The sequence below is a fragment of the Halalkalibaculum sp. DA384 genome, assembly GCF_043951955.1.
GTDB lineage: Bacteria > Bacteroidota > Rhodothermia > Balneolales > Balneolaceae > JAMQKA01.
This window is the reverse complement of the sequence record NZ_JBINJE010000019.1, coordinates 1-26,350: the sequence shown is the minus strand read 5'-3', so window position 1 is coordinate 26,350 and position 26,350 is coordinate 1. Positions and strand designations below refer to the sequence as shown.

Genomic DNA, 26,350 nt, shown 5'->3' with positions numbered 1-26,350 from the left:
TCGGTTGGCAAATAATCGAGATATAAAAAAACATCCGCCCACAGACGGTTAAGTACTGCAAGCGGATGCGTGGTTGAACGGGAAAATGATAAAATTTTCCCATCAGGTAACGTTATTTAACGGTCTATAGAGACACTCCAACAACGATATAGAGCTGTTCGGTGTCCGGATTCAGGATAACCGATCCATTGAGCGGAATGGTCAGGCTCTCGGTAACCTCGATATCTTTTGAAGTGCCGATACCGACATTAACGATATCGAATTCTCCATCCGAGGAGTGCCAGCCGTCGCCTCCACCGACAAAAAGATCGGCTCCACCGGCAGAATAGCCCAGTTCAAAATAGACGTCATCACCGGCAGATCCACCTCCCGCGAAAATATAATTTGCAGAGAGGGAGAGATCGCCGACGGTGTATCCGCCATTTAATTCAAAGGCGTGACTGTCCTCCTCAAAGAAGGGCGTAGTGGCTCCAGGGTACCAGTAGTCGGTGACCCCGAGGCTTAATCCGAAATCGAAGGTGTAGCCGGTATAGAGGTCCATTTCCTGAAAACCAACGGTCCCGTCCGCTACCGAGCCGTCGATCCCCTGGGAACCCCAGGCACCAAGAGCAAATCCTCCGGAACTGAATTCAACATATGGTTGAATGGAGGGACCCGAGTACGCAACACCACGCCATACATAGGTGCTGTAGAGATCCACTCCCGTGTCCAGTTCCTGTGCCTGAACCGGTTTGAACTGTATGCTAAAAAGAACTACAAAAAGTCCGGTCAATAAATATTTAAAAAACTTGTTGTTGGTATTCTTAGTCATAATATTTCCTGTGATAGAATGTTTAATCATTGGTTAGTACAGTGGTTGAATATTTATGTGAAGCCGGCGGGAGTAACCGCCAAGTAAACTCCCGTCGACTTCTTTTTTGTGAGAATTAGATTTCACCCTCGATAAATTCGTCGCTTCCAACGAATTCAGGGTAGGCACGGTTGTCGTGTTCGTGGAGGTCAAGTCCCCTCGCTTCAAGCTTTCCATTGACGCGAAGTCCGACCGTAGACTTAATAATGTTGAACAGGACGTAGCTAATCGGGAAGGTCCACAAGAAGGCGGCTGCAATACCCAACAGCTGGATTCCTATGATAGAGGGAGCGAATCCCTGGGTCCCAAAAAGTCCGGCCGTCGTATCAAAAAGTCCGGCTGCAAGCGTTCCCCATGCACCACAAACTCCGTGAACGGCGATGGCGCCTACAGGATCGTCAACGAACTTCTCAAGCCATTCGGAGGCGTACACAACGATGATACCTGCAATGGCCCCGGCAATAATTGCGAACCCCGGGCTAAGATTTGCACAACCAGCGGTAATACCCACCAGTCCGGCAAGTACACCGTTAATCGTCATCGGGGCATCCGGCTTTCCATCTTTCAACCAGGTGACGATCATGGCAAATGTGGCACCGGCACCGGCTGCAAGGAACGTGTTCATGGCGATAAGGGCGATGCTTGTATCTCCCGCCGTGGTAGATCCGGCGTTGAACCCGAACCAGCCAAACCAGAGGATAAACACTCCAAGAGCGGCAAAAGGCAGACTGTGACCGGGAATATGCTGGGGATTACCGTTCTCATCATATTTGCCGACGCGGGGTCCCACGACCAGGGCACCAGCGAGTGCTGCCCATCCACCTACCGAGTGTACGACCGTAGAACCGGCAAAGTCGATAAAGCCGAGGTTTTCCAACCACCCGCTTCCATTAAACAGACCACCCCAGGCCCAAGACCCGAAAATGGGGTAAATTACACCTGTAATCAGGATCGAAAAGACAAGATAGCCAGTGAATTTCGTCCGTTCAGCCACTGCTCCTGACACAATTGTAGCGGCGGTTGCCGCAAATACGGCCTGAAAAATGAAAAATGCCCAGGTCCATGTTTGATCTTGACCTTCAATTCCGGAAAGGAAAAACCCGTCCGTACCGATCCACCCTCCGGCGGTGGTACCGAACATCAGGCCAAAACCAAGAATAAAGAAGACCAATCCGCCTGCACCAACATCCATGAAGTTTTTCATAATGATGTTGACTGCATTTTTAGAGCGAGAGAACCCGGCTTCCAAAAGTGCAAACCCGGCCTGCATAAAGAAGACCAGAATTGCGGCAAGAATAGTCCAAACGTAGTTAATATTGGTTTGCGTGACAGCGTCCTGAAGGGCGGCGGACTCTGCAGCAAATGCACTTGTTACCCCGGTCAATAAAAATGACAGGATCAGTATGCAGTATTTAATCATTGTCCAGTTAGTTTAGTTGAGATTGAGTTTTAACCTAAAGTTGTTTTGATCTCTCAAAACAGTTCCTAAAGTATTTAGCTTAAAATTAATTGTCAACTAAAAAAATAAATTAATTTTTACTTTGGTCAGTACTAACTGAGGAAATGGTTTTATACGACATAAATTAATTAGGAGAAGAGAAGGGCGGTCCTAAAATGCTGTAACGGGGCTCAGATCTGCTTTTTCGTCGATGTATTTTGTTTGTTTCGTTTAAATCGAATGCAAATATCCCCTAAAAAAATTAGGAAGTCAACAAATAAATCGAATAAAATTTAAGAGGAAAGGTAGGATTCGATATTTTCGGCGATCGTATTCCAGGTTTTTGTGCGCGTATCGGGGTCGTTTTCCAGGAGAGTAAGGCGAAACCCGTTTCTGTTGCTGGCAAATCCGCTGAGAGGCACCACGCAAATGCCGGTGGCCCCGAGCAGGTAATAGACAAATCGTTTGTCCAGCTTTACCTCCAGAACGTTGGATTCAACCAGTTCGCGGATACGGGGATCATCTATCTGAAGGTACTGCGTATTGTCCAGGATCTCTTCGTCAAATACCACCGTCATGTAAAAAGCACCCTGCGGTTTGATAACCTGGATTCCATCCACTGTTGAAAAGATCTCGTAGGCTTGCCGCGCGCGATCGCGGAACATCTGCTTGCGCTGCTCCAGATGGTCTCGGTACCGCGGATCTCCCATCACCCGGGGAATGGAGAGCTGGGGCAGGTTGGTGGAGCTGACCTCCAGCATCTTTGCATTGATCAGTGTTTTTATATAAGTCTGGAACGCCGGGTATTTGTCCTGGTTGAAGACCTCGATCCAACCGCAGCGTGCACCCGGCCAGGGGTATTCTTTGGAAATTCCGCGCAGCGCCATGCCGGGTACATCGCCGATTACCTCGCTCAAGGAAGCGGTATCCGACCCGTTGTAGATAATGTTGGCATATATTTCATCGCAGATCATAAATAACCGGTGTTCCCGGGCAATAGCCACCATCTCCTCCAGCACCTCCCGGGGATATACAGCTCCCGTGGGATTGTCGGGATTGATGATTAGCATACCGGCAATCGAATCGTTGTATTTCACCTTGTTTCTGAGATCCTCAATATCCGGCATCCAGTTGTTATCGGGATCAAGTTTGTAGGTCAGGTGTTTATACCCCGAGTGGGCCGCTTCAGCCGAGGAGTGGGTAGAGTAGGCAGGAGAGGGGCCGATAACCCGGGCTTCCCTCTTAAGGTAGCCAAATATCTTGCCGACGGCATCCCCGAGTCCGTTAAAGAAGATAATTTCATCTTCGGTAATCTGGCAGCCTCCACGCTCGTTGACCAAATCTGCCAGAAAACGGCGGGTTTCGGGATTGCCCTGTGTGGTGCTGTAGCTGTAGCTGCTGTCGTCTTCCACCAGGTCAATAATTATATCCTTGATCCACCGGGGCAGCTTTTCTCCCTTTTTGATGGGGTCGCCGATATTTTCCCACGTTATAGAGACACCCAGCTCCTTTATTTTATTGGCGAACGCAACAATTTCCCGGATCTCGTAGGTGAGCTGACCGGATCCGTCATGTAAAATACTCCGTCGCAATTTTCCGTCCTCTTTAGATTCCAGGACAATATTCTTGTTGAAAGCCATTAGAGCTGAATATCTGCTTAAATCGTTTTCCAATTCATATATCGACAATACAAATAAGTTCCAAGATTAAAAACTATTGCGGTCAATTAAAAGGAAAAATACCCCGATGTTCCAGCCCCTTTTAAGAGGGCTTTGCAAAACTCTCCATTCCTCGTTCCGAGGGAGTTGTACTCCGTTAACCCCGGTTCCATCAAAACCCGCTACCTGTTCCTTTGATTGTATTTGTAATAACTGCTATTCTTGGATACATTTTGCCTCAATTTATCCGGCATTTCACATACATGAACGACTGTAAAAAATCAGCTAAATTTGGTGCCAATGATCTATATTAAAAATCTAGCCGATCACGAAGATCAGGATGTAACGCTCAAAGGGTGGGTTTATAACTACAGGAGCAGCAAAAACTTGTATTTCCTGGAGCTGAGGGACGGCACCGGCATCTGCCAGTGCGTTGTTTCAAGGGAGGATGTGGCTGAAAACGTTTGGCAGGCGGCAGACTCCCTGCGCCAGGAGAGCTCGCTGGAGGTAACCGGCCGGATTGTCAAGGACGAGCGCAGTATCGGGGGATACGAAATGCACGTTTCTGATATCAGGGTTCACCAGATCGCCGAGGATTACCCGATCACTCCCAAAGAGCACGGGGTCGATTTTTTGATGGAGAACCGCCACCTGTGGCTGCGCTCCCAGCGGCAGTGGGCCGCCATGCGGGTGCGCAATGAAATTATTTGGGCAATTCACCGGTTTTTCCAGGAGCGCGATTTTGTTCAGATGGACGCCCCGATTTTTACAGGCAACGCCGCCGAAGGCACCACCACACTGTTCGAAACGGAATATTTCGATGAAAAGGCGTATCTCACACAATCCGGACAACTGTATGGGGAGGCGATGGCGATGGCACATGGACTCATCTACACGTTTGGCCCCACATTTCGTGCCGAAAAGAGTAAAACGCGCCGCCATCTAACTGAATTTTGGATGGTGGAACCGGAGATGGCCTACTACGACCTGGAGATGAATATGGATCTGGCAGAGAATTTTATCAAGGCGATTGTGGGGCAGGTGCTCGACCGACGCTCCAGAGAGCTTGATATTCTAGAACGGGATACAGCGGCCCTCGAGTCGGTTGTAAATAATGAGTTCCCGCGCATCTCCTATTCCGAGGCTGTTGAGACCCTCAAAAGCGATGAAACGGCTGCCCTGCTGGAACAGATGACGGAGGATCGAAAGCAGGAATACGGCGAGCTGGAGAAGGAGCGAGAGGAGATCCGGAAGGAGCGGGGCTCGGCCAAAAAGTGGCGCAAAGCCCAGATCGATGAACGCATTCGGGAGATTGCCGCGCGGATGGACCAGATTGAAGAGGATCTGCGCAATATCCCGACCTGGAAAGAGTCGGCGCTGAATTTTGAATGGGGCACCGATTTCGGCGGCAGTGACGAGACGATCCTTATGATGCAGTACGAAACCCCGATTATCGTGCATCGCTATCCGGCCGAAATCAAAGCGTTCTACATGAAACGGGATCCCGAAGATGTAGATTTGGCCCTGGCCTGTGACGTGCTGGCACCGGAGGGCTACGGCGAAATCATCGGCGGCAGTGAGCGCGAGGATGACCTGGAAACCCTGAAAAAGCGGATTGAGGAGCACGAACTGCCGGAAGATCTCTTCAACTGGTACCTCGATTTACGCCGTTATGGTTCCGTACCGCACTCCGGCTTCGGATTGGGACTGGAGCGCACCGTGGCATGGCTCTGCGGACTCGATCACGTGCGTGAGACGATTCCATTTCCCCGGATGCTGGGTCGGCTGCGCCCTTAATGCATTCCTCTTTTCTAAAAAAGGGCTTTGCCAAACCCTCAATTCCTCGTTCTGAGGGAGTTGTGCTCCCGTTAAAAGGTCGCCAAGGTCGGTGGAACAACCGCCTCCCAACAAAATGGCAGGTTCTGCAAAGGCCCCTAAAGATAAAGACGGGCGTTAAAAGAACATATTGACTGGGTGGGCCTCAATATTTTGAACGAAACCGGATCGAAAAAAGGGTTGATCTTCGGCCTTTGGAACATGGTTAACAAATGCTATAAGCTTGTTGTCGTATAGCTAAGCGTGGCGAATTTTAGCATGTAACTCTGTTTTTCCGCAGGAAAACAACTCTCAAATTCAATCATTTTTAGTCGAAAAAATGGATTTTGGACTGACTAATTTAGATTTTCCCAGCCATGGCTAAAAAGACCAGCATAGAAAAATTTCGGGATGCTCTGCAGGCGCTCAAGAGCGATGACCGCAAACCAGTATACTTTTTCTGCGGGGAAGAGGAGTTCTTTCTCGATCGGCTGGAAAAGGCTACCGAGTCGCTTGTTCCCGAAACGAACCGGGATTTCAACTTTGATCTTCTCTACGGGCGGGATATTACGCCTGAAAAACTTCTCTCGGTGATTCGAAGCTATCCGATGATGGCCGAGTACCGCGTGGTGGTACTCCGCGATTTCGGCAACCTGGGCACTGCCACCGCATCGTCCGACGGCCGGGGTGGCACTGTCAACGACCTGCTGCCCTATCTGGAAAATCCCAATCCGACCACTCTGCTGGTAATCTTTGATTCCAAAAAGCCACACGGGAGGACCAAAATTGGGAAAGCGATTCAGAAAAATAAGAATGTGGGCTTCTACCAGTTCAAGGAGATCCCCGACTGGCGGCTGCCCGACTGGATCATTGAGTGGACACAGCGCGAACACAGCAAAAAAATATCTCCAGGTGCCGCCCAGATGCTGGCCCAGTTTGTGGGTCAAAACCTGCAGTTGGTGTCCACAGAAATAGATAAAGTGTGTACTTTTGTAGACACTTCTGAAAATATTGACGAAAGCGACGTTAAAGAAATTATCGGCCTTTACAGAGAGTATGGGGCGATTGAGCTCAAAGATGCCCTCCTTTCACGTGATTTGGAGCAGTCGCTTTTCATAGCGGAACAGATGTTGCAACACTCTAAGACAGACACGGGAGAAATCATTCGTACCGTGGGGTTCTTTTACAGCGTGTTTTCAAATGTCTGGCAGATTCGACGTCTTGCCGCCAAGGGTAATACCAAGGCAGAAATCCAGGAAGCGATGGGAGTCAGCAACAGCTGGTACTTCAACAAGCTTTGGCAGGATGCCTCGAAATATGAGCTTCGCGATATGCCTCGCGTATTCGAAGCACTGCTTGACGCCGACCGCGCTGCCAAAGGATTTACCTCCGTGGATCCCACGACGATTCTTCTCTTGTTGATCAAGCGAATTATCAACTGATTCGATCTGTATTTATCGGGCCGTTGGTTTTCGCTTTAAACGAGTGAATCGCAACATAAAACCGGGGATTCCGACTATGGAAGCTCTTACACGAAGCCAACTGCAAGATTACAGTGATGAAGATCTGATGGAACATTTTCAGGCAGGATATGAAGAGGGATTTAACCTGCTGGTTGAACGGTACACCGACCGCCTTCACAACTTTCTTTATCGCTATACCCACAACCACCAGGACTGCGAAGATCTGGTGCAGGAGACGTTTCTCCGGGTGTACCGAAGCCGACATTCCTATGAACGAATTGCCAAATTTTCGACCTGGATGTATACCATCGCACTTAACCTTGCCAAAAGTTTGTATAAGAAAAAGAAGAGGATGACGACTGTGACCATTCACAAAGATCCGGGTGACCCGGAAGATCGAAAAATGGATCTGGAGGACAACAGTATTCTGCAAGACGATTCCCTGCACGAAAAAATGTGCATTAAGCAGCTAAAGAAAGCCCTTATGAAGCTGAATAAAAACTTCAGGGAAGTGGTGGTGCTGCGCGATATTCAGCAACTTTCCTATGAAGAGATTTCAGAAATGACAGGAAATCCGATGGGCACCGTTAAATCGCGGATCAACCGGGGACGGGCCCAGCTGCAGGAGATACTTGAACAGTATGTATACCCCAAGCCCGAATCGCAGCCGCGTTATAGTCAAATGTAAAAGAAAGATTACCAACGGCAGCAAGGCGTCTCATGCAAATGGGACGCCTTTTGTATTTTAGAGAGATTTGCAAAAATACAGGTGTTGGCCAAAACATCGGTTTCGAAAATCCTTTTAATAAAGCCCTAATAATAAGCCTTGGGGTTTCAACCACGGAAACACGTAATTTTTCCACCGGCTATACAGTATATTCCAGGCGTTTTACGATTTATTACATTAGAATTCTATAAAGTTTGTAACAAAATTCTTTGTTTGCTTTCTTTTAATAAAAGAAGACAGAAGAAACATCTACAAACGGTTTTAAATAAACAATTTACAGACGGCTATGAGATCTATCGCTTTTACCAATCAAAAGGGCGGGGTAGGCAAAACAACATCAACGATCAATGTGGGTGCCGGCTTGTGCCTGCAGGGGAAAAAAGTGTTACTTGTGGACCTCGATCCCCAGGCGAATTTAACTTATTCGCTGCGGATGAACTCTCAACGTATTGACAAAACCATTTATGACGTTTTAAAGGGCAGTGCACCACCCGAGGAGGCACTGATCAGTCACAATGGGTTTGACATTTTGCCCGCGTCCATCGACCTGTCGGGGGCAGAGATGGAATTTGCCAATGAACCGGCACGGGAGACGCTCCTGAAGCACAGCCTCGACAACCTGAATGAATATGATTACGTGCTGATCGATTGTCCGCCCAACCTGGGCCTGCTTACGCTTAATGCCCTTACGGCGGTCAGTGAAATTTTTATTGTCCTTCAGTCTGAATATCTGGCCCTCCACGGGCTGTCAAAACTGATGGATGTAATCAAGGTGGTAAAGCAGCGCCTGAATTCCGACATCGAGATATCAGGCATCATCTGTACCCTTTTTGACGGCCGCAAGAATTTAAATAACGAGGTGGTGGGACATATCAGGGATTATTTCGGCGCCAAGGTTTTTGAGACACTGATACGGGATAATGTGGCGCTTGCCGAGGCTCCCAGCCACCATAAAACAATATTTGAATACGCTCCGGAAAGCTATGGGGCACAGGATTATATGGCGTTGGCTAAAGAGATTAAAAATGGGCATTAATCCCATGAATAATAAGAAGAAGAGTTTAGGTAGTACGCCGATCGGATTTAATGTCAACTCCGCGAGTTATTCATTTATCCGTGATATAAACGCTCGTCCCCAAAAACAAAAGATACCGGAGAGTGAGAGCGAAGAGGAGGAGAAGATCAGTATCCGACTGGATAAGGAACAAGAGGGGGAACCGGATGCGTTTAAACCCTACGACGAAAAGGAGAAGACGCCTGAAAAAAAGGTGGTCAGCTATTACCTGGAGGTCAACCTTGTACAGCGCCTGAAAAATATAGCGGATGAAAATGGAAGTTATTACTCCACGCTGGTCAGCAGGGCGTTGAAGGCCTGGCTTGAACGCCATGGCCACCGGTAGCGCGATTCCTTACTTCCATTCAGTAATTATGGGAAGAGCAGCACCAGACAGACGATCATAATCGATTCTTTAAGTAGCGCAGCGACGTGTCCGGTTTATTGCCCTTTATAGCACTTCTGCTTTATTTACGATTTGTGACTTGGTCACCATTTTGTGATATCTGTTCGATATCTTTTTGTTCAGGGTCTGGTGCTTCACGAGACCGGGGTGCCAAGCCCGCGTTTCGAAGATCAATGAATTGATATGATGCAGGGGCTTCCTCATAATCTGGTAGATAACAACCGCTACCTGGTACGCTTTGCCCGGGATGAACGTGAGTTGGAGGCGGCCCAGCGTCTCCGTTTTAACGTGTTTAACCTGGAGCTCGGTGAGGGACTGGACAAATCGTACGAGCTGGAACGCGATGTCGATCCCTATGACAGGCAGTGTCACCACCTGGTGGTGATTGAGCGGAGCAGTGGTGCGGTTATCGGCACCTATCGTATGCAAACGCATGCCATGGCCCGGCAGAACAACGGGTTTTATACCGAGCACGAGTATCAGATACATTCCCTTCCCCCCAGTATTCTGGAAAAATCTGTGGAGGTCGGGCGCGCATGCATCCATAAAGAGCACCGCAGCGGGCGTGTATTGTACCTGCTGTGGCGGGGAATTGCAAAATATATGACGCATACCGACAGTCGGTATCTTTTTGGCTGCTGTTCCATCACCAGCCAGGACCCCCGGGAAGCCTGGCTGGTGATGGAATACCTGGAGCAAAACAACTTGACCCATGGCCAGCTGTACGTGCCAACCAGGCCAGACTACCGGTGCCCGCCTGCAGATTTCGATCCTGTTGACTCCCAAAAAGTGAAACTCCCCCAGCTTTTCCGTCTCTACATGGATCTCGGGGCCAAAGTCTGTAGTCCTCCGGCTATCGATCGAGAGTTCAAAACAATTGATTATCTTGTTATACTTGATACCGAGGCACTGGATGAACGAACGCGAACGCTTTTTTTCAAGTAGCAAAAAATATCAGATGGCATACCTGAGGGTCTTGGCCCGCTCCGTAGGTTTTTTTACAGTTACCGTGGGACTATATTTGGGATACCTGGCGGGAAGAGGCTTCCTGTTACTTGCAGGCAGAGATTCCATTACATGGCGCAACGCGATGGTCCGCCGGTGGGCTAAAAGTGCCGCTGCCATTATTCGCCTGGATATTGAAGTGGAGGGAATGCCTCCCGAACCTCCTTTCTTTATGGTGTGCAATCATCTCAGCTACCTGGATGTTCTTCCTTTTTTTATCACCACGGATTGTGTATTTGTGGCCAAAAGCGAGGTCAGGTCATGGCCGTTGCTCGGTCGAATGGCCCAGGACATCAATGTCATATTTATCAACCGGACGCTGAAAAGAGATATTCCCAGGGTAAATCGTTTGATTGAGGAAAATATTAGCAGCAGGCAGGGGATTATCATTTTCCCGGAGGGAACAACTACCAAAGGGGAGAAGGTAAAAAGATTTAAATCTTCATTGCTCCAGTATGCGGCCTCTCGGAATTTTCCTGTATCTTACGCATCAATTACTTACGCCACACCCGGCTCAGAGAAATCCGCAGAGGAGTGGGTCTGCTGGTGGGGAGACATGACATTTTTGGACCATTTTTTCAAGATGCTCACATTGCCTTCAATCCGTGCGGTTGTTAAGTTCGGCAGTAAAAAAGTGAGTGACAACGACAGGAAAGTACTGGCCCGGCGGTTGCACCGGCGCGTCAGCGATCAATTTCGACCGGTAGTAAAAGGCAGGCAGAAAATATATGAATGAAGCAGGAGCACTCGCAGCCACAAACATTCATTTTGTAGAGCAGGGAATCTCGCTGTTAGATGATATCAGCGATGACCTGTACGTAAATGTTGACTCCCCCCATCACAAAAGTGGTGTCGGTCGGCATATGCGGCACGTGCTCGAGCACTATATCGCCCTGTTGTCCCATTCCGAGGGCAGGGTCGACTACGATGCACGCAAACGGGACGAAGAGCTTGAAACCGACCGCTTGCATGCCATTTCGGTCGCACAGCAGGTCGCCGGTCAGCTTGAAGCCTTAACAGCTGGTGCGGATCAAAAACTGTTGATAAAAAACAATGAAATTGGCGAACGCGGAGATTACTGCTGGAGCAGGTCCAGTTTCGGGCGGGAACTTCAGTTTATGATAAGCCATACGGTACACCATTACGCGTTAATAGCGATTATTCTCAGAATTCAGGGCTACACCCCGGATGAATATTTTGGCGTGGCTCCCTCCACCCTCCGCTACGAAACGCAGCTGCAAGACCGGCCGACGGGGTAAGCCTTCAGACAGGAGATAAATGGATGACAAGCGTTTTTCTTGGTTTCAGGGATGGAAACGTGTAGCAATCATCTACATCGGCCTGCTCTTTCTCTCCCATGTATGGCAATACCTGCAGCCCGACAACCACGACCTGGAACCCGGCCAGCAGCATTTGACGGTGAACCAGGTTGAGGGCGACTCGGTACTGACAGGCAAGCCGCTTAAAATTGCCTATCGGGATGAATACCGAGGGGATGAGGAAAAGCCTCCGGTGATTCTCCTGCTGCACGGGAGTCCGGTGGGCGTTCCTTTTTTACCGGAATTGGTTGAGACGCTGTCTGCCCGGAACCGGGTGATTGCCCCGGACTTCCCGGGCTACGATGCCTCAAGCCGGGAAATACCGGATTACTCCATGAAGTCTTTCTCGGTATACATGGACCAGGTGCTGGATAGCCTGGAAATCGACCGCGCCCACCTCGTAGGATACAGCATGGGGGCGGGGGTTGCCATACAGATGTCGCACCTCTTTCCCGAACGCGTATCCTCCATCGTGATGCTTTCCGGCATAGGCGTGCAGGAGCTGGAGCTGCTGGGCAGCTACCACCTGAACCATGCGGTCCACGGGGGGCAGCTGTTCCTCGTGTGGCTGATGCATGAAGCAATTCCACATTTTGGTCTGCTGAGCGATATTCCCGTAAACGTACCCTATGCACGCACGTTTTACGACTCCGATCAACGCCCGTTGCGAACGTACCTGAAGCAGTATAAAAAACCGATGCTTATTCAACACGGAAAAGAAGACGGGCTTGTGCCACTGGCTGCTGCCAATGAACATCACCGGCTGGTGCCGCAGAGCAAGCTGATACTGTATGAGGGGGGACATGCCATCGTTAAAACGAGGGCCGGGAAAATATCAGGAGATATCAACGAATTTATCCGTCAGGTAGAGACCGGCCAAGCCCTCACCTACTCAGAGGCGCCGGAAGAACGGGTACGAGAATCCCAAAAACCGTTCAAGGAGATCAACTTTGCCAAGGTAGAGGGATTGACTCTCTATATCTTGATGCTCATCATCATCTTTTCCACCTTCATCAGCGAAGATCTGGGGGGGATTGGTGCCGGACTGCTTGCAGCACGCGGGATTATCGGGTTTGTGCCGGCTACACTGGCCTGTTTTATGGGTATCGTTATCGGTGATTTCGCCATCTTCCTGATAGGTCGGTGGATCGGGAAACCGGCCATACGCCGGGCGCCGTTCAGGTGGTTCGTCTCGGAAAAAGATCTGGAACGCAGTGCCGACTGGTTCAAAGTGCGGGGACCGATGATTATTATCGGCAGTCGCTTTATACCGGGCAGCCGCTTTCCCACCTACTTCAGTGCCGGCATGATAGGAATGAGGCTGTTTATGTTTGCTTTCTATTTTCTGCTTGCCGGGATACTTTGGACGCCTCTTCTGGTCGGTATTTCGATGCTGGTGGGAACCGAACTGCTTCGTTACTTCCAGGTATACCAGGAATACGCAATATGGGTGATCCCGGTCATCATCCTTTTACTATTTCTGTTCGTAAAATTCATTTTGCCGGCGGTCACCTGGCGGGGTCGACGAATGGTACTTTCCCGCTGGCGCCGGCTCACCAGGTGGGAGTACTGGTCGCCATACATCATCTATGCACCAATATGCTGTTATATCGCCTATCTTGGCATCAAACATCGGTCCCTTACGGTCTTTACGGCTGCGAATCCCGGTATCCCGGGCGGGGGATTCATCGGGGAATCCAAGTCTGACATACTGGAAGGCCTCAAAGCGAGTGGAGTGGTGCCCGCCTTCAGGAAAATATCGTCCGATCTGGAAGACCGGGAAAAGGTTGCTGAAGCCGAAAAATTTATCGAGGAGCAACAGCTGAATTTTCCGGTGATAGCAAAGCCGGATGTCGGGCAGCGGGGCACCGGGGTGAAGGAGCTGCATGATGAGGAGCAGCTGCGGGAAATGTTGCAAGGGATCGATTATGAACTGATTATCCAGGAATATGCGAGCGGGGAAGAGTTCGGAATTTTTTATTACCGTTACCCGGAAGAAGAAAGGGGATCCATCCTCTCAATCACAAAAAAGCGGCTGCTTACATTAACGGGAGATGGGGAACATACCCTCGAAGAACTCATACTGCGGGATGACGAGGCGGTGTCACGGGCCAAAATTCATTTGAGGGAACACCAGGATCATCTTTACGAAGTCCCGGAAAAAGGGGAGAAGATTCCCCTCGTCAGGCTTGGGGTCCACGCACGCGGCGCGCGGTTTTTTGATGCCACGCATCTCGCTACCAGGGAACTGGCTGAACAGGTGGATGATATCACCTCTCACCTGCACGGTTTTTATTTTGGAAGGCTGGATGTGCGGGTTCCATCCAAAGAAAAATTGAAAAACGGCGAAAATATAAAAGTTCTTGAGGTCAATGGCGTAACATCCGAGAGCACAATTATTTATGATCCCCAATACACGTTTTTTCAAGCTCAAAAAATGTTGCGAAATCAGTGGCGCATTGCGTTTGAGATAGGGGGGATGAACCGGGAACGGGGCCACAAACCCGACACGGTTACAGAGTTGATACAAAGGGTAATAGACTACAGGAGCAGGTGAATTATTCGTTGCAGTGAGCGTGTCTTTTATGGTTATCCCACAACTTTCCCCATGATGGATTGACCTCGTATTTCCCCCTCATGTTTAACCACCTCCGGCAGGTATCCCCATTCATTAAATCCATTCTTTTCCAGCAGCCCGACACTGGCGTCATTTCCGTCGATGATAAAAGCGATCAGTACCCGCTTGTTTAACACGGAGCATTGATCAAGGCAGTGTTCTACCAACTGGGTGCCGATCTCCCGCCCGTGGTATTTAAAGTCGACATAGTAGCTGAGTTCAGCTGTTTCCCTCAGTGCCTCCCGTCCCTCCCGGTAGGGGGAAAGTGAAGCCCATCCGAGTACCTGGTCCTCTTCCTCAAAGACATAGACGGGATATTCATGCGGATTGTGGCGGTTAAACCACCTGTTTCGCAGATCTTCTTTTAATGGTTGAATATGTCCCGTGCAGAATCCGGCATATATCGCCTGGTTGTAGATGTAATCAATGGCAGAGAGATCTTCTTTTTGAGCCGTTCGTATCATGAAAGTATTGACTGGTGACCGTTATAACTATTCGCAAAGTTAGAAGAACAGAGGCAAACTACAAAGCGTCTTAACACAGGTGATAAAACTTGAATTATAAAAACCTCCAGGGTTTTGAAGACCCCGGAGGTTTTAAGACACCATTAACTTTGACGACTTTGAAACCAGTGTTTTGCAAAGCCATCTGCTGCATTAATACACGTCGTAGGTTTCCAGGTGTTGCCCAAACAGCAGCGCGTTCAGGAAAAGACGACTGGTGGTGTGCCAGTAGCTCCTGAAGTTCGGGTTATCCGCAAACAGGATGACATTGCCCCTGCCTTCGCTGCTGGTTACAATAGCGGCGGTATTGCTTATTTTGTCGATATTTTCATCATTGGCATAACCGCCGATCAGGGGCTCGTCCGTATACCGGGCAACCGTTGAATACGGGTTTTCACTCGGTTTCAGGAAGGTGTTGCTGTCTTTCAGGAAAAGCTGGGACCGGCTGGGCACCCCAAACGCGATCGGGTTTGAAGGATCTATATCGGCCTCCAGTATCACCCCGGGAATGGTATTGGCCAGGTAGCGGTCAGATTGTTCTTCATAATTGTAGCGCACGGTCTTCCGCGTGCTATCTTCATATGTTTTCAGCAGATCATCGGTAATGATATCCTGCTCAATCACCCATTCGGAAGCGCCTTCGTCGGTAATGAGGTTGCCGCCGTCGTTGATCCAGCGCCTGATCTTGGCAACAGTACTGGAATCGAGATCGCTGTAGTTTCCGTCTACCATAATCAGGTTGTTATAGCGATCCAGGGAGGTTTCCCGGAGGGTCGTCTTGGCCAGGCGTGTTACTCCCATCTGCAGGTGCTTGTTGAGAAGAAACCAGGCTTCTCCGGCTTCATATTCACTGACACCCTCTCCGATAATTAATGCCGCCTCCGGCTTTTTAACCGGTTGAATATTTCCACTGCCCAGGTCGATGCCGGACGGCGTCATGCCGGTATCTACCGCATAAAAGTTGACACCGAATGAAGAAGCAGCCTCTTTGATTTTGGTAAACAGGGCTGCACGGCTGATATCCTGCCCATTTACAGGTACGACGATGGACCCGTAGCCGAACTCTTTTTGTCCCCGGCTGGTGGCCGAGGTAAACGGCTTGAACGCCACCTTCGCCAGGACATCCTGGTCCAGCAGGTGGTAGAGAGCCGGCGGGGCGTTATAGTCGTCCCAGGACAGGAGGTAGGCATAGTCTGAAGAGCCTCCAACAACAGACCCTGTCTGTTCAGGTTGTTTCGAGACCGTTTCTCCCAGGTACTCCCGGTAGTCACTGGATTCGAACTCGGCATATTTGATGCCGTAGCCCTGTACAAGCGACCACGCGGTGATATCGTAAAATACGCTGTCGGGAAAGTTGGTATTGGGTTCAAATATGTCGTGAATGGTACGGTATCCAACCTGTTCGGTGGGTACTACATATGCGTTGCCCCGCTGAAACTGCTTGCCATCCAGCTCAAGATTCTGACTGAGCTGGTGGATGTCCAGCCGGTGCGTCTGCAGCAGGTCCAGGAACTTGTTGGTCAGCGTGCGATCATTGGCATCTCCAAAGACATAGGCCCTGACCGGTTGCTGCCCGGCCTCTTCGATTGCGGAGGTATAGAAATCTTTCTGGTATTCAAAAAGAGTTTCTTTTTCTCCTACGGCAGCTCTTACAGTGGCAATTCCGGTAACCAGGTGCTTTCGGATGGTGGAACGGAATGTGACCTCTCCGGAGGTGCTTTCCTGTACGAGACCACGGGAACTCCCCACTTCAAACGTGATACCCACGCCGCCCTGGATATCGGGATAGGTGGATCCGTAGATCGGGGAGATGTTATCAAAGACCTCTTTGGTCCAGTAAAGCGAGCCGATCTCATCCAGCGCTTCCGTTTGATACTGCGCCAGCAGCGGATTCAGCACTTCGTAGTGATAGTCCGGGACAATCGGATTCCAGGTACGTACCGGCTTGGTGGGTTCCAGGTAGTAGGTGCTGTTGGTTCCCATCTCGTGGAAGTCGATCTGCACGTTGGGATACCATTTGTGATAAAAATCGAGGCGATGTTCGCTTTCCTTCTGCGTGACGGCAAACCAGTCACGGTTCAGATCGTGCCAGAAATGGTTGGTGCGCCCCTCGGGCCAGGCCTGCTCATGCTCGCGATCAGCGGGATCGGCCACCGGGGGAAAAGATTTGTAGCCGTTGTGCCAGCTGGCGGCCCGGTCTCGTCCATCGGGGTTCTGGGCAGGATCGATCAGTATGACAGCCTCATCCAGGAAGGTCTGCGTTTCGGTTCCCTGTTCTGCAACAAGATAATAGGCCGTCAGCAGGGCTGCTTCGCCGCTGGAGGTTTCATCGCCGTGCACGCTGTAATCCAGCGCTACCACGGCGGGATCGGTGTCCGGGTCGAGTGCCGGCACAGAGGGATCGAGCACCGTAGCGTGTTTTTTACGGATCTGCTCCAGGTTTGCATGATTTTCGGCGGATGTGACCGTCAATACCACCTGCGGGCGATGCTCATAGGTTTCCCCGATCACCTGGAACGACGCTTTATCCGAAACTTCCGCAAGCTTCTCGAAATAGTCCACAATACGGTCATGCCGGGTATAGTGTGAACCGATATCGTAGCCGAAAAACTCCTGGGGAGTGGGAATAGCCTCGTCAAAGGTGGCATCATCCTTAAAGTAGTAATCTTGCTGGGCAAACGTACTGGTCGGCAGTAGTAACACCGCAGCAAGCAGTATCCCTAATTTTGTGTAGTCGTTAGCGTATGTCATGATTCAGAGTCGTTTTTGAACGTTAACAGCTGTAATTATGTGTACTCGCTTCAGATTCCTTTCTCACCCGCCGGGCGTATACGTGTTCCCGCCCCGCGAGTGGAAAGTCTGGTTTATATCCTAAAAACTGATATTGGGATTGGCCCGAATTTCGGTAATGGTTATCGGGAAAAAGGTTCCGGGTTCATCCCGGTTGGCTCCCCATTCTGGAGAATCTGACCCAAAACGGTAGTGGTCGGCCAGACGGCGTCCCTGCAGGAACAGGTTTACCCTCCGGCTGTGCTCCAGCAACTCGACCGGCGGAATTTGACCGGTATACTCGGAAAGCTGGTCAAGAGAGCGGATCTCATTGATTTGGTCTTCAAACGTATTCGTGTCGTTGCCGGCCAGGGCATCCTCGGCGATGATCAAGCGAAGCTCGCGTTCCGAGATCAGGGTATAGTTGGCGTACAGGTTGGCACTCACAAATTCGTTGACCGCAGAGACGAGGGCCGGAGCCGCGATGTCGTCAATCGGGTCCCTGAGAGATACGCTGTCGACCCGCGTTCCATCTTCGGTTGGCACAGCATAGGCATTCCCGATGCGGAGCTCCAGCCGGTCATTAACCTGGTAGGCCAGATCATTTTCGGCGGTTTCAGGGGTCACTTCCAGCTGGTAACGCCAGTCGTTTTGCCCCAGTAATGCCAGGGCTGCGGAAGCGTCCTGGGATGCCTCACTGTTTTCGACCAGGGGGTTACCCGTATCTGTATCTGGATTAAGCTTGTTCCATAGCGATTGTGAGAATTTGGCCCGCGCCCGCACCGCGAGCAGTCGTGCCTCCCAGTTGCCCGTATTCGAGCCTGTCAGCTCCAAACCGGAATTCAGATAACCGACGGCCGTATCGTAAAGCTGGTCCATGTTTTCTTCCCCTTTTGCCGGGGCCGCCTCCTCACGGTCGGAAAAGACGAAATTGTCGTAACTGTCCGCAATAGTGATGTAAACGACTGCCCCGTAGAAGTAGCTTCGTATCAGGCTGGTTTTGTCTTGAAGCGTGCCGTTTGATCGGAACTCTTCCAGTCGCCGGATCGCCTCGTCGGCGGTCCACCTGGCTTCCGATAACGCCAGGAAGGAGGCGTCGGTAAATTCATTGACGGGCTCGCTGACCCGTCCCTGGTCAAGCTGTTGCCAGCCGTCCCGCGTACCGATCCAGGTCAGTTCGTCGGTGGCCGTTGAGTAGGGAGCCAGAATCTGGCCGAGTCCTTCCACCAGGGTCGCTTCAGCGCCGTTGGCGATGGAAGAGGCCGCCACGGGATTGGCAAGGTCTTCTTCCACCAGGCTGTTGGGATTGTTTACCTGCAGGATATCGCATCCCGTAAACAGGAGGCCCAGGAGTAGCGCCGACGCGAGAAGTCCGTTATTCAGTTTTTTAAATGGGTAAAACATAGCAGATTGAATTCGTTTATAAGTGTTTAGAAATACCTGTGTTGAGTTTGTCATATTCCCACGTTGAGGGTGAAGATGATTTCGCGCGGAATCGGCATGTTCCACGCATCGGTTCCCAGCAGGAAGTTGTTTTCCAGGTCGGTTCCGCCGCCGCGACCGATGGCGTTTACTTCGGGATCAATTCCGGGATATTTGCTCCAGAGCGCCAGGTTTCGTCCCGATATCGACAACGAAAGATTCCTGACGTTCAATTTGTTGATCGTGGCCTGAGGCACGTTGTAGGTGAGGCTTACTTCCCTGAGACGCAGGAAATCTGCCTGCTGTATGGTATTGAGTCCGGCAAATGGGTCGAGGGCGAGCAGTTCGTTTAACCATTCCTCCGACGCCTGCAGTCGGACTTCCGCGTTGTTTGCCGCTGTGTTGTTGTCGGTCACTCCGCCGGTTACAAAGTCGCGTTCCACCCGTGCGGAGGCCGGGGTGTTTCGTCCAATACCGGCACTTCGCTGCCTGAATCCATCGGTCAGGTTGTTGACGTAGTAGTTCCCCGCTTTGTACTCAAAAAGCGTGGAAAGGCGGAAGTTTTTGAATGACACGGAACCGCCAAACGAGCCCTGCCAGTCGGGTGTCGGCTTCCCGAGATGATGGTCCAGGGCGTCGCCGTCGCCGTCCCGGTCAGCCAGCAGAACAAAGTTGTTGAGATCCTCCAGGCTGGCAGTCTGCGGCGTCAGGGCGGCGAGGTAGTCCAGCACCAGCTGTCGACTGGCAGGTTGCCCCGCTTCTACCGAGCTGTAACTGCGGCCGAGCGCTTGCAGCAGTCCCCGGCGGTCAAGCGGATAGGTACCCTCCGGGGTTTCCCGGAGCTGGGCTCCGAAGTTGGTAGCCGGCGCATATCCCTCAATCAGGAATTGCCGGTATCGGGGATACGTGCCCCCCACCTTGATAGGAGGAGCGCCGCCCAGGGAGGTAATCTGCTCCCACAAGTAGGAGCTGCTGGCAAAAATGTTGACGTTCCAGTCGTTCGATTCAACTACGTGTGCATCCAGGCTGAGCTCCACGCCACGCCCTTTCAGCTCACCGATATTGACGAGCTGGGTTGCCGTGAATCCGCCGCTGGGAGCGAACTGGCGCTGGACCAGCGCATCCCGTACGGTCCGATCCCAGTAGGTACTTTCCAGCGTGATGCGCTCGTCATACAGCCCGAGATCAACCCCGAGTTCATATTCGGTTGAGATCTCGGGTTTCAGGTTGGGATTTCCCAGGTTTTCCGGGACGATACCCGGCCCGCCGGCCGAAGTTTGGGATGTATAGGTTGTGAGGGCATCGAATGCACCCGGCTGTAGCCCGGACTGACCGACGGCGGCACGCACGCGGAGCGAAGAGATCGGTCGTACTCCGTTCCAGAACGGCGCGTCCGAAAGAACAAGAGAGAGCGAGGTTTTCGGGTAAAAAACGCCGTTAAATTCGGAGCCGAACGCACTGTGTGTATCGTAACGGCCTCCGATCGTGGCAAAGATATAGTCGTCAAATCCGATCTGTTCCTGCAGGAAAACGCCTACTTCCGTTTCTTCGACAAAGGTTTCGTCAGTAGACTGTATGGCCGATGCCCCTGTAACGTTGAGCCCGGGACCCGGAAACTCAAGCGCCTCGCCACTGCGGATTACGGTCTCTTCCTTGAACCCCTGTAATCCTGCAATCAGCGTGGAGGTGAACCGGGGACTTATGTCGTTACTCAGGGTGCCCTTGATATCCAGTGTCAGGTTCAGGTTGGATCGGTCGGAAGTGCGCCGGGCGCCTTCGGTCTCCTCGCTGGCATAATTGTTGATATTCCATCCGAAAGGCCGCCGCGATTCGCTGAACTGGCTGGTGTAATTTACGCCAAACGTACCATCAAGGATGACATTCTTGTGAGGCCGGTAATTGGCACCGAAACTGCCATTGAAGTTGTTGACTTCCTGCGAAACGGTTTGCTGCAGGCGTTCCTGTACGGTTGAATTGTAGGAGGTACCAGATGGATTGTCGTGGTTCACCAGCTCCGGTTTGCTGTGCATGGCGCCGGATGTGACTCCGGAGGGATTGTTGCCGGTCTGGAAGGTCTCCAGGTTGGAATTGGTGTAGGAACTGTTTACGCGCAGCTGAAGAAATTCGGAGGGAAAAATGTTGAAGTTGGCCGTACCTTGAGCCCTGCTCAACTCATCGTTGGCCCTCGGACCGAAGCCTTCGGGGTAGGGGAGGCGTTCACCGCTCAGCGGCCCGTTTTCGCCGGACCATCGCCCGTTAACGTAATAGGTGATCCCCTCGCTTCCTCCGCTCACAGAACCGGAGTATTCTTGCTGAAACCCGGTTTCGAACAGTTTGTGTGTATAGTTTTCACTAACCAGCTCATACCGTTGCACGTCGCGCCCCAGGTACTTGCTCATTGTGTCTGCCTGGGCCGAGGTACGGGCAAATCCGGTATTGGCGGGTATTGTTTTGGGATAGTTGATCGTTCCCTGGGTTACCTGGAAATCGAATTGAGGATCACTGACCTGGCCTCTTTTGGTGAAAATCTGGATTACTCCGTTGGAAGCCTCTGTGCCGTAAAGGGTAGCAGCGGCTGCTCCTTTGAGGACTTCAACCCGCTCGATTGACTTGGGATTGATGTCATCAAGCCTGGAAGGGGATGCCCCGCCACCGGCATTTACCAGGCCACCGAACCCGCCGCCGCGGTCAACGCGAACGCCGTCAATAAAAACGATCGGCTCGTTGCTTTGGCTCAGACTCGAGGAACCGCGAATGCGAATGCGTGCTCCTTCTCCGGTAACCCCGCTGGAGGGCATGCCGTTGAGCCCGGGAACCCGTCCCTGGATAACATCGGAGAAGTTCTGGACAGGCGCATTATCGAGTTGTTCAGCACTGACAGAACCGATACTGTTACCAATTTTTCGCTTCTCAACCGGTCCGCCGGTTCCGGTGACGACAACTTCATCCAGGTTTACGGCCCCCTGGCTGAGTACAAAGTCCAGGGACACCGACTCATCTGAACCGAGGGTGACTTCCCTGGTCTGCCGTTCATAGCCCACGAACCGGGCTAGTACGGTATAGGTGCCGGCCTCGAGGCCGCTGATTTCATATTCGCCCTGTACGTTGGTTGCGGCACCGGTGGTCGTGCCTTGAATGACAATGTTGACTCCAGGTAGTGTTTCTCCTGAAGCTTCGTCCGTAACGGTACCCGAGATGGTACCCTGGGCAAATCCGCTTGACGAGATGCCGAGTAGAAAACCCAGTATTGCGATTTGTAAAAAATATTTCATGGTGAAGATAACTCCTTCGTTGTGGATTGTGATTTTGGGGTGATGGAATTGGTCGTGTGTTGGGATGGGAGGGGAGGGGGAGGAGCATCTGCATCCACCGGCAAGAAAGGCACAAACAAAAACGCCCACTCACCTGATGGATGAGTGGGCTCCAGATCGTCCCCGGTTTGTTATATCCGGCTTAAGATCAAATACATGCTTCCCGTTTCATCCAACAGACATAGCGCATAAAGTACATGCAACACTGCATACAGTGGTTGTCCATGCAGCAGATGGCGCTATAGATGTTGGATTTTGCGGGAAAATTCATGCGTAAAAATCAATAAAAATTGGTTCTTCTGAAGTCGAACGCCGCAAAGGTACAATGATTGATGTGGAATAGCAAATAGAGCGGGAATTATATAATTACGACCTCCTCAGGCAGGTGCTTCCTCACGATGTACCCGCAACTTGCAAGGCTGAAAGGGCAGCCCAGATACAAGGTTTTCCGCTATTTCCTCCACATACGTTGAATTTAATGAGGAATGGTATCCATCCTGGATCCAACAAATAACCTTTCAAATTTGCCAATCTCCAATCGGTAATCTTTTGGTTTTGTTCATAAATAGGAAAACTCGTTTCCAGTGAAGAGGCTTTTAGTAACTTTTTGAGAATGCCCAAATTACGGATTTTTGAACCGTAACTGGGGAAGAAAAAAGTTCTTAAAAGGGAGTAAACCACGATTTTGCAATGACCTCTAATAGAATTATTATCTTTGAGACTGCGTTCAATGTGAAATCAGCGTAAAGCAAAATAGAAACAGATTCCAAAATATTGAATTATGAATTGGCCAAAAGCAGCCAGAATACTGTTTAAACCCGCGCTATTTATCCTGGAATATGGGTTTAAGCTGTTGGCGGGAGTGGGCACGGCCATTGTTCTGGCAGCAGAGGGACCTTTCCTGGCGAAACTGGGCGCTGCTCTACACTCGTTTCTACCGGCATTACAGCAGATATTTCGGGCTCCTGAACGTATCAGGAATATCGGTTCGATCATTGAAGATTATAACACGCTGACCGCCGCGGCCTTTAATGACCGTTATGGGGGACAGGCCATCAATCACCTGCTGGAGCAGCTCAACCAGGCAGTTGCGTATATTCAGGCTATCTATGGTAACATCGTCAACCAGCCTGTGAGTACGGTAACAGCTGCATTAGTCACATTTATGGTGCTTTACCTGCTGGCCCGGGCTTGTCGCTTCGCGCGGCAGAGGGGGCAGGGATCCTATGTTGACAGGATGGAGCGGAGACTGGGCGACCGCGTATTTCGGCAATATGAAGGCTCCATTGCAAGCGACGAAGACGAAGCTGTCTGGAAATCGGACTCGGTTTAATCTGCTGCAGACATCGACCGGTTTTAGTGCAATTATTCAGCCCGTTACAACGTCCGGCTGTCGTACCTTCGGTCTTGCATTACCTGGTACTTGGTGACTCACACAGACTCACTCACTCACTCACTCACTCACTCAATCTAAGTAACCGCAAACAGTGCGCTCCCGGGTTTGGAAAAGGAGCGAAATGAGGAGCTGCAACTATCGTTCATTTTAAATAGATTAACTGGTGCAAATTTGAACCAATAAATTTATAAAATGACTGAATTTACATCATTTGCAGTAGCTCTTTCAGTAGCACTGGTATTTTTCGTCACCTCATGCGTTGCCCAGGACAACCAGATGGAACCGGAAGAAACCGAAGTTTGGGAACCGGTTCCAGAAAAGGTGGAGCCGGGTTCATCCTATGGAGCCCCGCCTTCTGATGCCATCGTACTGTTCGACGGATCGGACTTTTCGCAATGGCAGCACCCCGACGGATCAGAAGTCCAGTGGACGCTGAACGACGGCGCCATGACGGTAAAGCCCGGCACCGGCGGAATTGAAACCAAGCAGGATTTTGGAAGCGTTCAACTTCATATTGAGTGGCGCGCCCCTGAACCAGAAGGGGGAACGGGGCAGGATCGCGGTAACAGCGGCGTCTTTTTGCAGGATCGGTACGAGGTGCAGGTGCTGGATTCCTACAATAACGAAACCTATTCAAACGGGATGGCCGGCAGCATATACAAGCAACATATCCCCGCGGTAAATGCGGCCAAAGCACCGGGAGAATGGCAGACATATGATATTGTGTTTGAAGCCCCGGTCTTTAATGATGACGGCACCGTGGCCCAACCGGCCTACCTGACTGTTTTTTGGAATGGGATTATGATCCACCACAAGGCGGAGTTGAAAGGACCCACTGTCTATATCGGGCACCCGGAATATGAACCCTATGAAGGAGGAGCCCCGATATCGCTGCAGGATCACAGCCATGAAGTAAGTTTCCGGAATATCTGGCTTCGTGAACTGGACTGATACCTGCCACGGATATCAGGCCGGGCTGTCAGTTCGTACATCATACCTGGTTTGTTTCCACCGGTGAGTTGATGGTTTTTCAACGCCACATATAATCTTTCTGTAGAACTAAACGTAAGGAGAAAAGGGATGAGTTTTGACGATAAAAGTAACGGGTTTTCAAGGAAAGAGTTTCTAAAACGTATTTCGCTGGGAATGGGCGCCACGCTGGTATTTCCCGGTATTTCTACCGGTAATCCGTTCCTGGATAACCACTTGTACTATTACCAGAAGTGGCAAAAACGGGAGGCCCTGCCTGAAGATGAGAAGCTGGGCATAGCGCTGGTCGGTCTTGGAAGCTATGCAATGGGACAACTTGCGCCGGCCCTGCAACAGACAAAATTCTGCAAACTAACGGGACTGGTAACGGGTACACCCTCCAAAGAGAAAAAGTACGGCGATAAATACAACATCCCGGCGTCCAACATTTATAACTACGAAACCTACGATCAGATCGCCGATAATGATGACATCGATATTATCTACGTAGTGCTGCCCAACAGCATGCACGCCGAATATACCATCCGGGCGGCAGAGGCGGGCAAGCACGTTATCTGTGAAAAACCGATGGCCACGACCGTGCCCGATGCGGAGGCGATGGTTCGGGCGTGCCGGGATGCCGGCAAAAAACTTTCCGTGGGGTATCGACTGCATTTTACGCCGCACCACCAGGAGGTGATGCGGATTGGGCAGGAGGAGCTTTACGGACCCGTCAGTGAAATTAACGGTGGATTCTCCTTTACGCTGACTGATCCCAACCGCTGGCGAATTGACAAAGAGATGGCCGGGGGCGGTCCGCTCATGGATGTGGGCTTGTACGCAATCCAGGCTGCCCTTTATACCATGGGAGAGCGGCCGCTGTCGGTGACCGCCCGAACCCCGAAAAAAACCAGGCCCGATTTTTTTAGCGAAGTTGAGGAGACGATCTACTGGACGTTTGAATTCCCGGGCGGGATCAAAGCGCACGGGGAGAGCAGTTATGCCTCCAACGCCAACTATCACCAGGTGGATACCGAAGAGGGATTCTGCAGGTTGGAACCGGCGTACGGCTATGGGGGACTTAAGGGCGAAACGCATAAAGGGCCAATGAACCTGCAGAATGTTCCGCAACAGGCGCTCCAGATGGATGCATTTGCGGATTGCGTACTCAACGACCGGGAGAGCCGGGTACCCGGGGAGATGGGGCTGCGCGATGTAAGGCTTCTGATGGCAATTTATGAGTCTGCGGAAACCGGTCAAAAGATAACGTTCGATTGGTAAAAGCAGCTCGCTCCGATGTTGAATTCGTACCTGCGCCCTCCGGCAGGCTGTAAAATATCATATTCGATTGAGAAATATTCGTATACTATGGGAGTCAATACGGTGATTTTTTTGATCATTAAAATGAACAGGGAAGGTGATTAGGAAGCCCAAAAAAGCAGCAGTTTTTCTAAAACAGAGTTGTTCCTTTTGGCTTGACCCAAAAGGAACCAAAAACTCAAGGCAGAGAATGGGGCACCCGCTGCAGCCTCAGCAGGCGTGGATGTTGATGGTCCGTTGCGCTGGTTGCCCGCTATTAAAGTCCTCACCGGTGCAACATCCACAAACGCCTGCTTCGGCTTCCGCGC

Annotated in this window: 20 protein-coding genes; 12 read left to right on the top strand and 8 right to left on the bottom strand. The window is 51.0% G+C overall.

Annotated features, from left to right (window positions below):
• Positions 1-124: 124 nt before the first annotated feature.
• From ACG2E4_RS11710 to ACG2E4_RS11700, 3 genes are all read right to left on the bottom strand, one after another.
• Positions 125-811 (bottom strand): TorF family putative porin, encoded by a 687-nt coding sequence (locus ACG2E4_RS11710; RefSeq protein WP_395276675.1) that lies wholly within the window; start codon positions 809-811, stop codon positions 125-127.
• Between the two features lie 115 nt (positions 812-926).
• Positions 927-2,270 (bottom strand): ammonium transporter, encoded by a 1,344-nt coding sequence (locus ACG2E4_RS11705; protein ID WP_395276674.1) that lies wholly within the window; start codon positions 2,268-2,270, stop codon positions 927-929.
• Positions 2,271-2,581: 311 nt separating this feature from the next.
• The gene (locus ACG2E4_RS11700; RefSeq protein ID WP_395276707.1) at positions 2,582-3,880 is read right to left on the bottom strand and encodes a pyridoxal phosphate-dependent aminotransferase; all 1,299 of its coding nucleotides are present in this window, start codon (positions 3,878-3,880) and stop codon (positions 2,582-2,584) included.
• A gap of 366 nt (positions 3,881-4,246) precedes the next feature.
• Here ACG2E4_RS11700 and ACG2E4_RS11695 point away from each other — a divergent pair, with 366 nt between their 5' ends.
• The 9 genes from ACG2E4_RS11695 to ACG2E4_RS11655 all read left to right on the top strand — a co-directional run bounded on the left by ACG2E4_RS11695 (position 4,247) and on the right by ACG2E4_RS11655 (position 14,292).
• The gene (locus ACG2E4_RS11695) at positions 4,247-5,743 is read left to right on the top strand and encodes an asparagine--tRNA ligase (RefSeq protein ID WP_395276673.1); all 1,497 of its coding nucleotides are present in this window, start codon (positions 4,247-4,249) and stop codon (positions 5,741-5,743) included.
• A gap of 395 nt (positions 5,744-6,138) precedes the next feature.
• Positions 6,139-7,203, top strand: coding sequence for a DNA polymerase III subunit delta (gene holA / locus ACG2E4_RS11690; RefSeq protein WP_395261455.1), 1,065 nt, complete (start codon positions 6,139-6,141; stop codon positions 7,201-7,203).
• A 76-nt stretch (positions 7,204-7,279) separates the two neighbouring features.
• On the top strand, positions 7,280-7,912 hold the full coding sequence (locus tag ACG2E4_RS11685; protein ID WP_395261456.1) for a sigma-70 family RNA polymerase sigma factor: 633 nt from the start codon (positions 7,280-7,282) through the stop codon (positions 7,910-7,912).
• Positions 7,913-8,237: 325 nt separating this feature from the next.
• On the top strand, positions 8,238-8,987 hold the full coding sequence (locus ACG2E4_RS11680; RefSeq protein WP_395261457.1) for a ParA family protein: 750 nt from the start codon (positions 8,238-8,240) through the stop codon (positions 8,985-8,987).
• Positions 8,988-8,991: 4 nt separating this feature from the next.
• Complete coding sequence (locus ACG2E4_RS11675) at positions 8,992-9,351, top strand: hypothetical protein (protein WP_395261458.1); 360 nt, start codon at positions 8,992-8,994, stop codon at positions 9,349-9,351.
• 243 nt (positions 9,352-9,594) lie between these two features.
• Positions 9,595-10,356: a GNAT family N-acetyltransferase gene (locus tag ACG2E4_RS11670; protein WP_395261459.1), complete on the top strand. Its 762-nt coding sequence runs from the start codon at positions 9,595-9,597 to the stop codon at positions 10,354-10,356.
• 13 nt (positions 10,357-10,369) lie between these two features.
• The gene (locus tag ACG2E4_RS11665; RefSeq protein WP_395276672.1) at positions 10,370-11,152 is read left to right on the top strand and encodes a lysophospholipid acyltransferase family protein; all 783 of its coding nucleotides are present in this window, start codon (positions 10,370-10,372) and stop codon (positions 11,150-11,152) included.
• On the top strand, positions 11,145-11,675 hold the full coding sequence (locus tag ACG2E4_RS11660; protein WP_395261461.1) for a DinB family protein: 531 nt from the start codon (positions 11,145-11,147) through the stop codon (positions 11,673-11,675). The genes ACG2E4_RS11665 and ACG2E4_RS11660 overlap by 8 nt, the downstream gene beginning before the upstream one ends.
• Positions 11,676-11,694: 19 nt before the next feature.
• A complete protein-coding gene (locus ACG2E4_RS11655) occupies positions 11,695-14,292 on the top strand; it encodes an alpha/beta fold hydrolase (protein WP_395261462.1) in 2,598 nt (865 codons plus the stop codon).
• Positions 14,293-14,324: 32 nt separating this feature from the next.
• On the opposite strand, the gene ACG2E4_RS11650 is transcribed toward ACG2E4_RS11655, so the two are convergent.
• The 4 genes from ACG2E4_RS11650 to ACG2E4_RS11635 form a co-directional block, all read right to left on the bottom strand.
• Complete coding sequence (locus tag ACG2E4_RS11650) at positions 14,325-14,816, bottom strand: GNAT family N-acetyltransferase (protein ID WP_395261463.1); 492 nt, start codon at positions 14,814-14,816, stop codon at positions 14,325-14,327.
• 192 nt (positions 14,817-15,008) lie between these two features.
• Entirely contained in the window at positions 15,009-17,606 is a 2,598-nt protein-coding gene (locus ACG2E4_RS11645; RefSeq protein ID WP_395276671.1) for a M14 family zinc carboxypeptidase, read from the bottom strand.
• Positions 17,607-17,726: 120 nt separating this feature from the next.
• Positions 17,727-19,028 (bottom strand): hypothetical protein, encoded by a 1,302-nt coding sequence (locus tag ACG2E4_RS11640; RefSeq protein WP_395276670.1) that lies wholly within the window; start codon positions 19,026-19,028, stop codon positions 17,727-17,729.
• Between the two features lie 50 nt (positions 19,029-19,078).
• A complete protein-coding gene (locus ACG2E4_RS11635) occupies positions 19,079-22,318 on the bottom strand; it encodes a SusC/RagA family TonB-linked outer membrane protein (RefSeq protein WP_395276669.1) in 3,240 nt (1,079 codons plus the stop codon).
• 820 nt (positions 22,319-23,138) lie between these two features.
• Here ACG2E4_RS11635 and ACG2E4_RS11630 point away from each other — a divergent pair.
• The 3 genes from ACG2E4_RS11630 to ACG2E4_RS11620 all read left to right on the top strand — a co-directional run bounded on the left by ACG2E4_RS11630 (position 23,139) and on the right by ACG2E4_RS11620 (position 26,003).
• The gene (locus ACG2E4_RS11630) at positions 23,139-23,690 is read left to right on the top strand and encodes a hypothetical protein (protein ID WP_395276668.1); all 552 of its coding nucleotides are present in this window, start codon (positions 23,139-23,141) and stop codon (positions 23,688-23,690) included.
• Positions 23,691-23,945: 255 nt separating this feature from the next.
• Positions 23,946-24,704, top strand: a complete 759-nt coding sequence (locus ACG2E4_RS11625; protein ID WP_395276667.1) for a DUF1080 domain-containing protein — start codon at positions 23,946-23,948, stop codon at positions 24,702-24,704.
• A gap of 129 nt (positions 24,705-24,833) precedes the next feature.
• Positions 24,834-26,003: a Gfo/Idh/MocA family protein gene (locus tag ACG2E4_RS11620; RefSeq protein ID WP_395276666.1), complete on the top strand. Its 1,170-nt coding sequence runs from the start codon at positions 24,834-24,836 to the stop codon at positions 26,001-26,003.
• A 140-nt stretch (positions 26,004-26,143) separates the two neighbouring features.
• Here the strand turns inward: ACG2E4_RS11620 and ACG2E4_RS11615 are convergent.
• The coding region (locus tag ACG2E4_RS11615; RefSeq protein WP_395276665.1) for a hypothetical protein at positions 26,144-26,350 on the bottom strand (207 nt) is incomplete at its 5' end.

Bases quoted from the DNA above. Each gene is read 5' to 3' on its own strand.
- ACG2E4_RS11710 (WP_395276675.1), bottom strand. From the start codon at position 811: ATGACTAAGAATACCAACAACAAGTTTTTTAAATATTTATTGACCGGA.
- ACG2E4_RS11705 (WP_395276674.1), bottom strand. From the start codon at position 2,270: ATGATTAAATACTGCATACTGATCCTGTCATTTTTATTGACCGGGGTA.
- ACG2E4_RS11695 (WP_395276673.1), top strand. From the start codon at position 4,247: ATGATCTATATTAAAAATCTAGCCGATCACGAAGATCAGGATGTAACG.
- holA (WP_395261455.1), top strand. From the start codon at position 6,139: ATGGCTAAAAAGACCAGCATAGAAAAATTTCGGGATGCTCTGCAGGCG.
- ACG2E4_RS11685 (WP_395261456.1), top strand. From the start codon at position 7,280: ATGGAAGCTCTTACACGAAGCCAACTGCAAGATTACAGTGATGAAGAT.
- ACG2E4_RS11680 (WP_395261457.1), top strand. From the start codon at position 8,238: ATGAGATCTATCGCTTTTACCAATCAAAAGGGCGGGGTAGGCAAAACA.
- ACG2E4_RS11675 (WP_395261458.1), top strand. From the start codon at position 8,992: ATGAATAATAAGAAGAAGAGTTTAGGTAGTACGCCGATCGGATTTAAT.
- ACG2E4_RS11670 (WP_395261459.1), top strand. From the start codon at position 9,595: ATGATGCAGGGGCTTCCTCATAATCTGGTAGATAACAACCGCTACCTG.
- ACG2E4_RS11665 (WP_395276672.1), top strand. From the start codon at position 10,370: ATGGCATACCTGAGGGTCTTGGCCCGCTCCGTAGGTTTTTTTACAGTT.
- ACG2E4_RS11660 (WP_395261461.1), top strand. From the start codon at position 11,145: ATGAATGAAGCAGGAGCACTCGCAGCCACAAACATTCATTTTGTAGAG.
- ACG2E4_RS11655 (WP_395261462.1), top strand. From the start codon at position 11,695: ATGGATGACAAGCGTTTTTCTTGGTTTCAGGGATGGAAACGTGTAGCA.
- ACG2E4_RS11650 (WP_395261463.1), bottom strand. From the start codon at position 14,816: ATGATACGAACGGCTCAAAAAGAAGATCTCTCTGCCATTGATTACATC.
- ACG2E4_RS11645 (WP_395276671.1), bottom strand. From the start codon at position 17,606: ATGACATACGCTAACGACTACACAAAATTAGGGATACTGCTTGCTGCG.
- ACG2E4_RS11640 (WP_395276670.1), bottom strand. From the start codon at position 19,028: ATGTTTTACCCATTTAAAAAACTGAATAACGGACTTCTCGCGTCGGCG.
- ACG2E4_RS11635 (WP_395276669.1), bottom strand. From the start codon at position 22,318: ATGAAATATTTTTTACAAATCGCAATACTGGGTTTTCTACTCGGCATC.
- ACG2E4_RS11630 (WP_395276668.1), top strand. From the start codon at position 23,139: ATGAATTGGCCAAAAGCAGCCAGAATACTGTTTAAACCCGCGCTATTT.
- ACG2E4_RS11625 (WP_395276667.1), top strand. From the start codon at position 23,946: ATGACTGAATTTACATCATTTGCAGTAGCTCTTTCAGTAGCACTGGTA.
- ACG2E4_RS11620 (WP_395276666.1), top strand. From the start codon at position 24,834: ATGAGTTTTGACGATAAAAGTAACGGGTTTTCAAGGAAAGAGTTTCTA.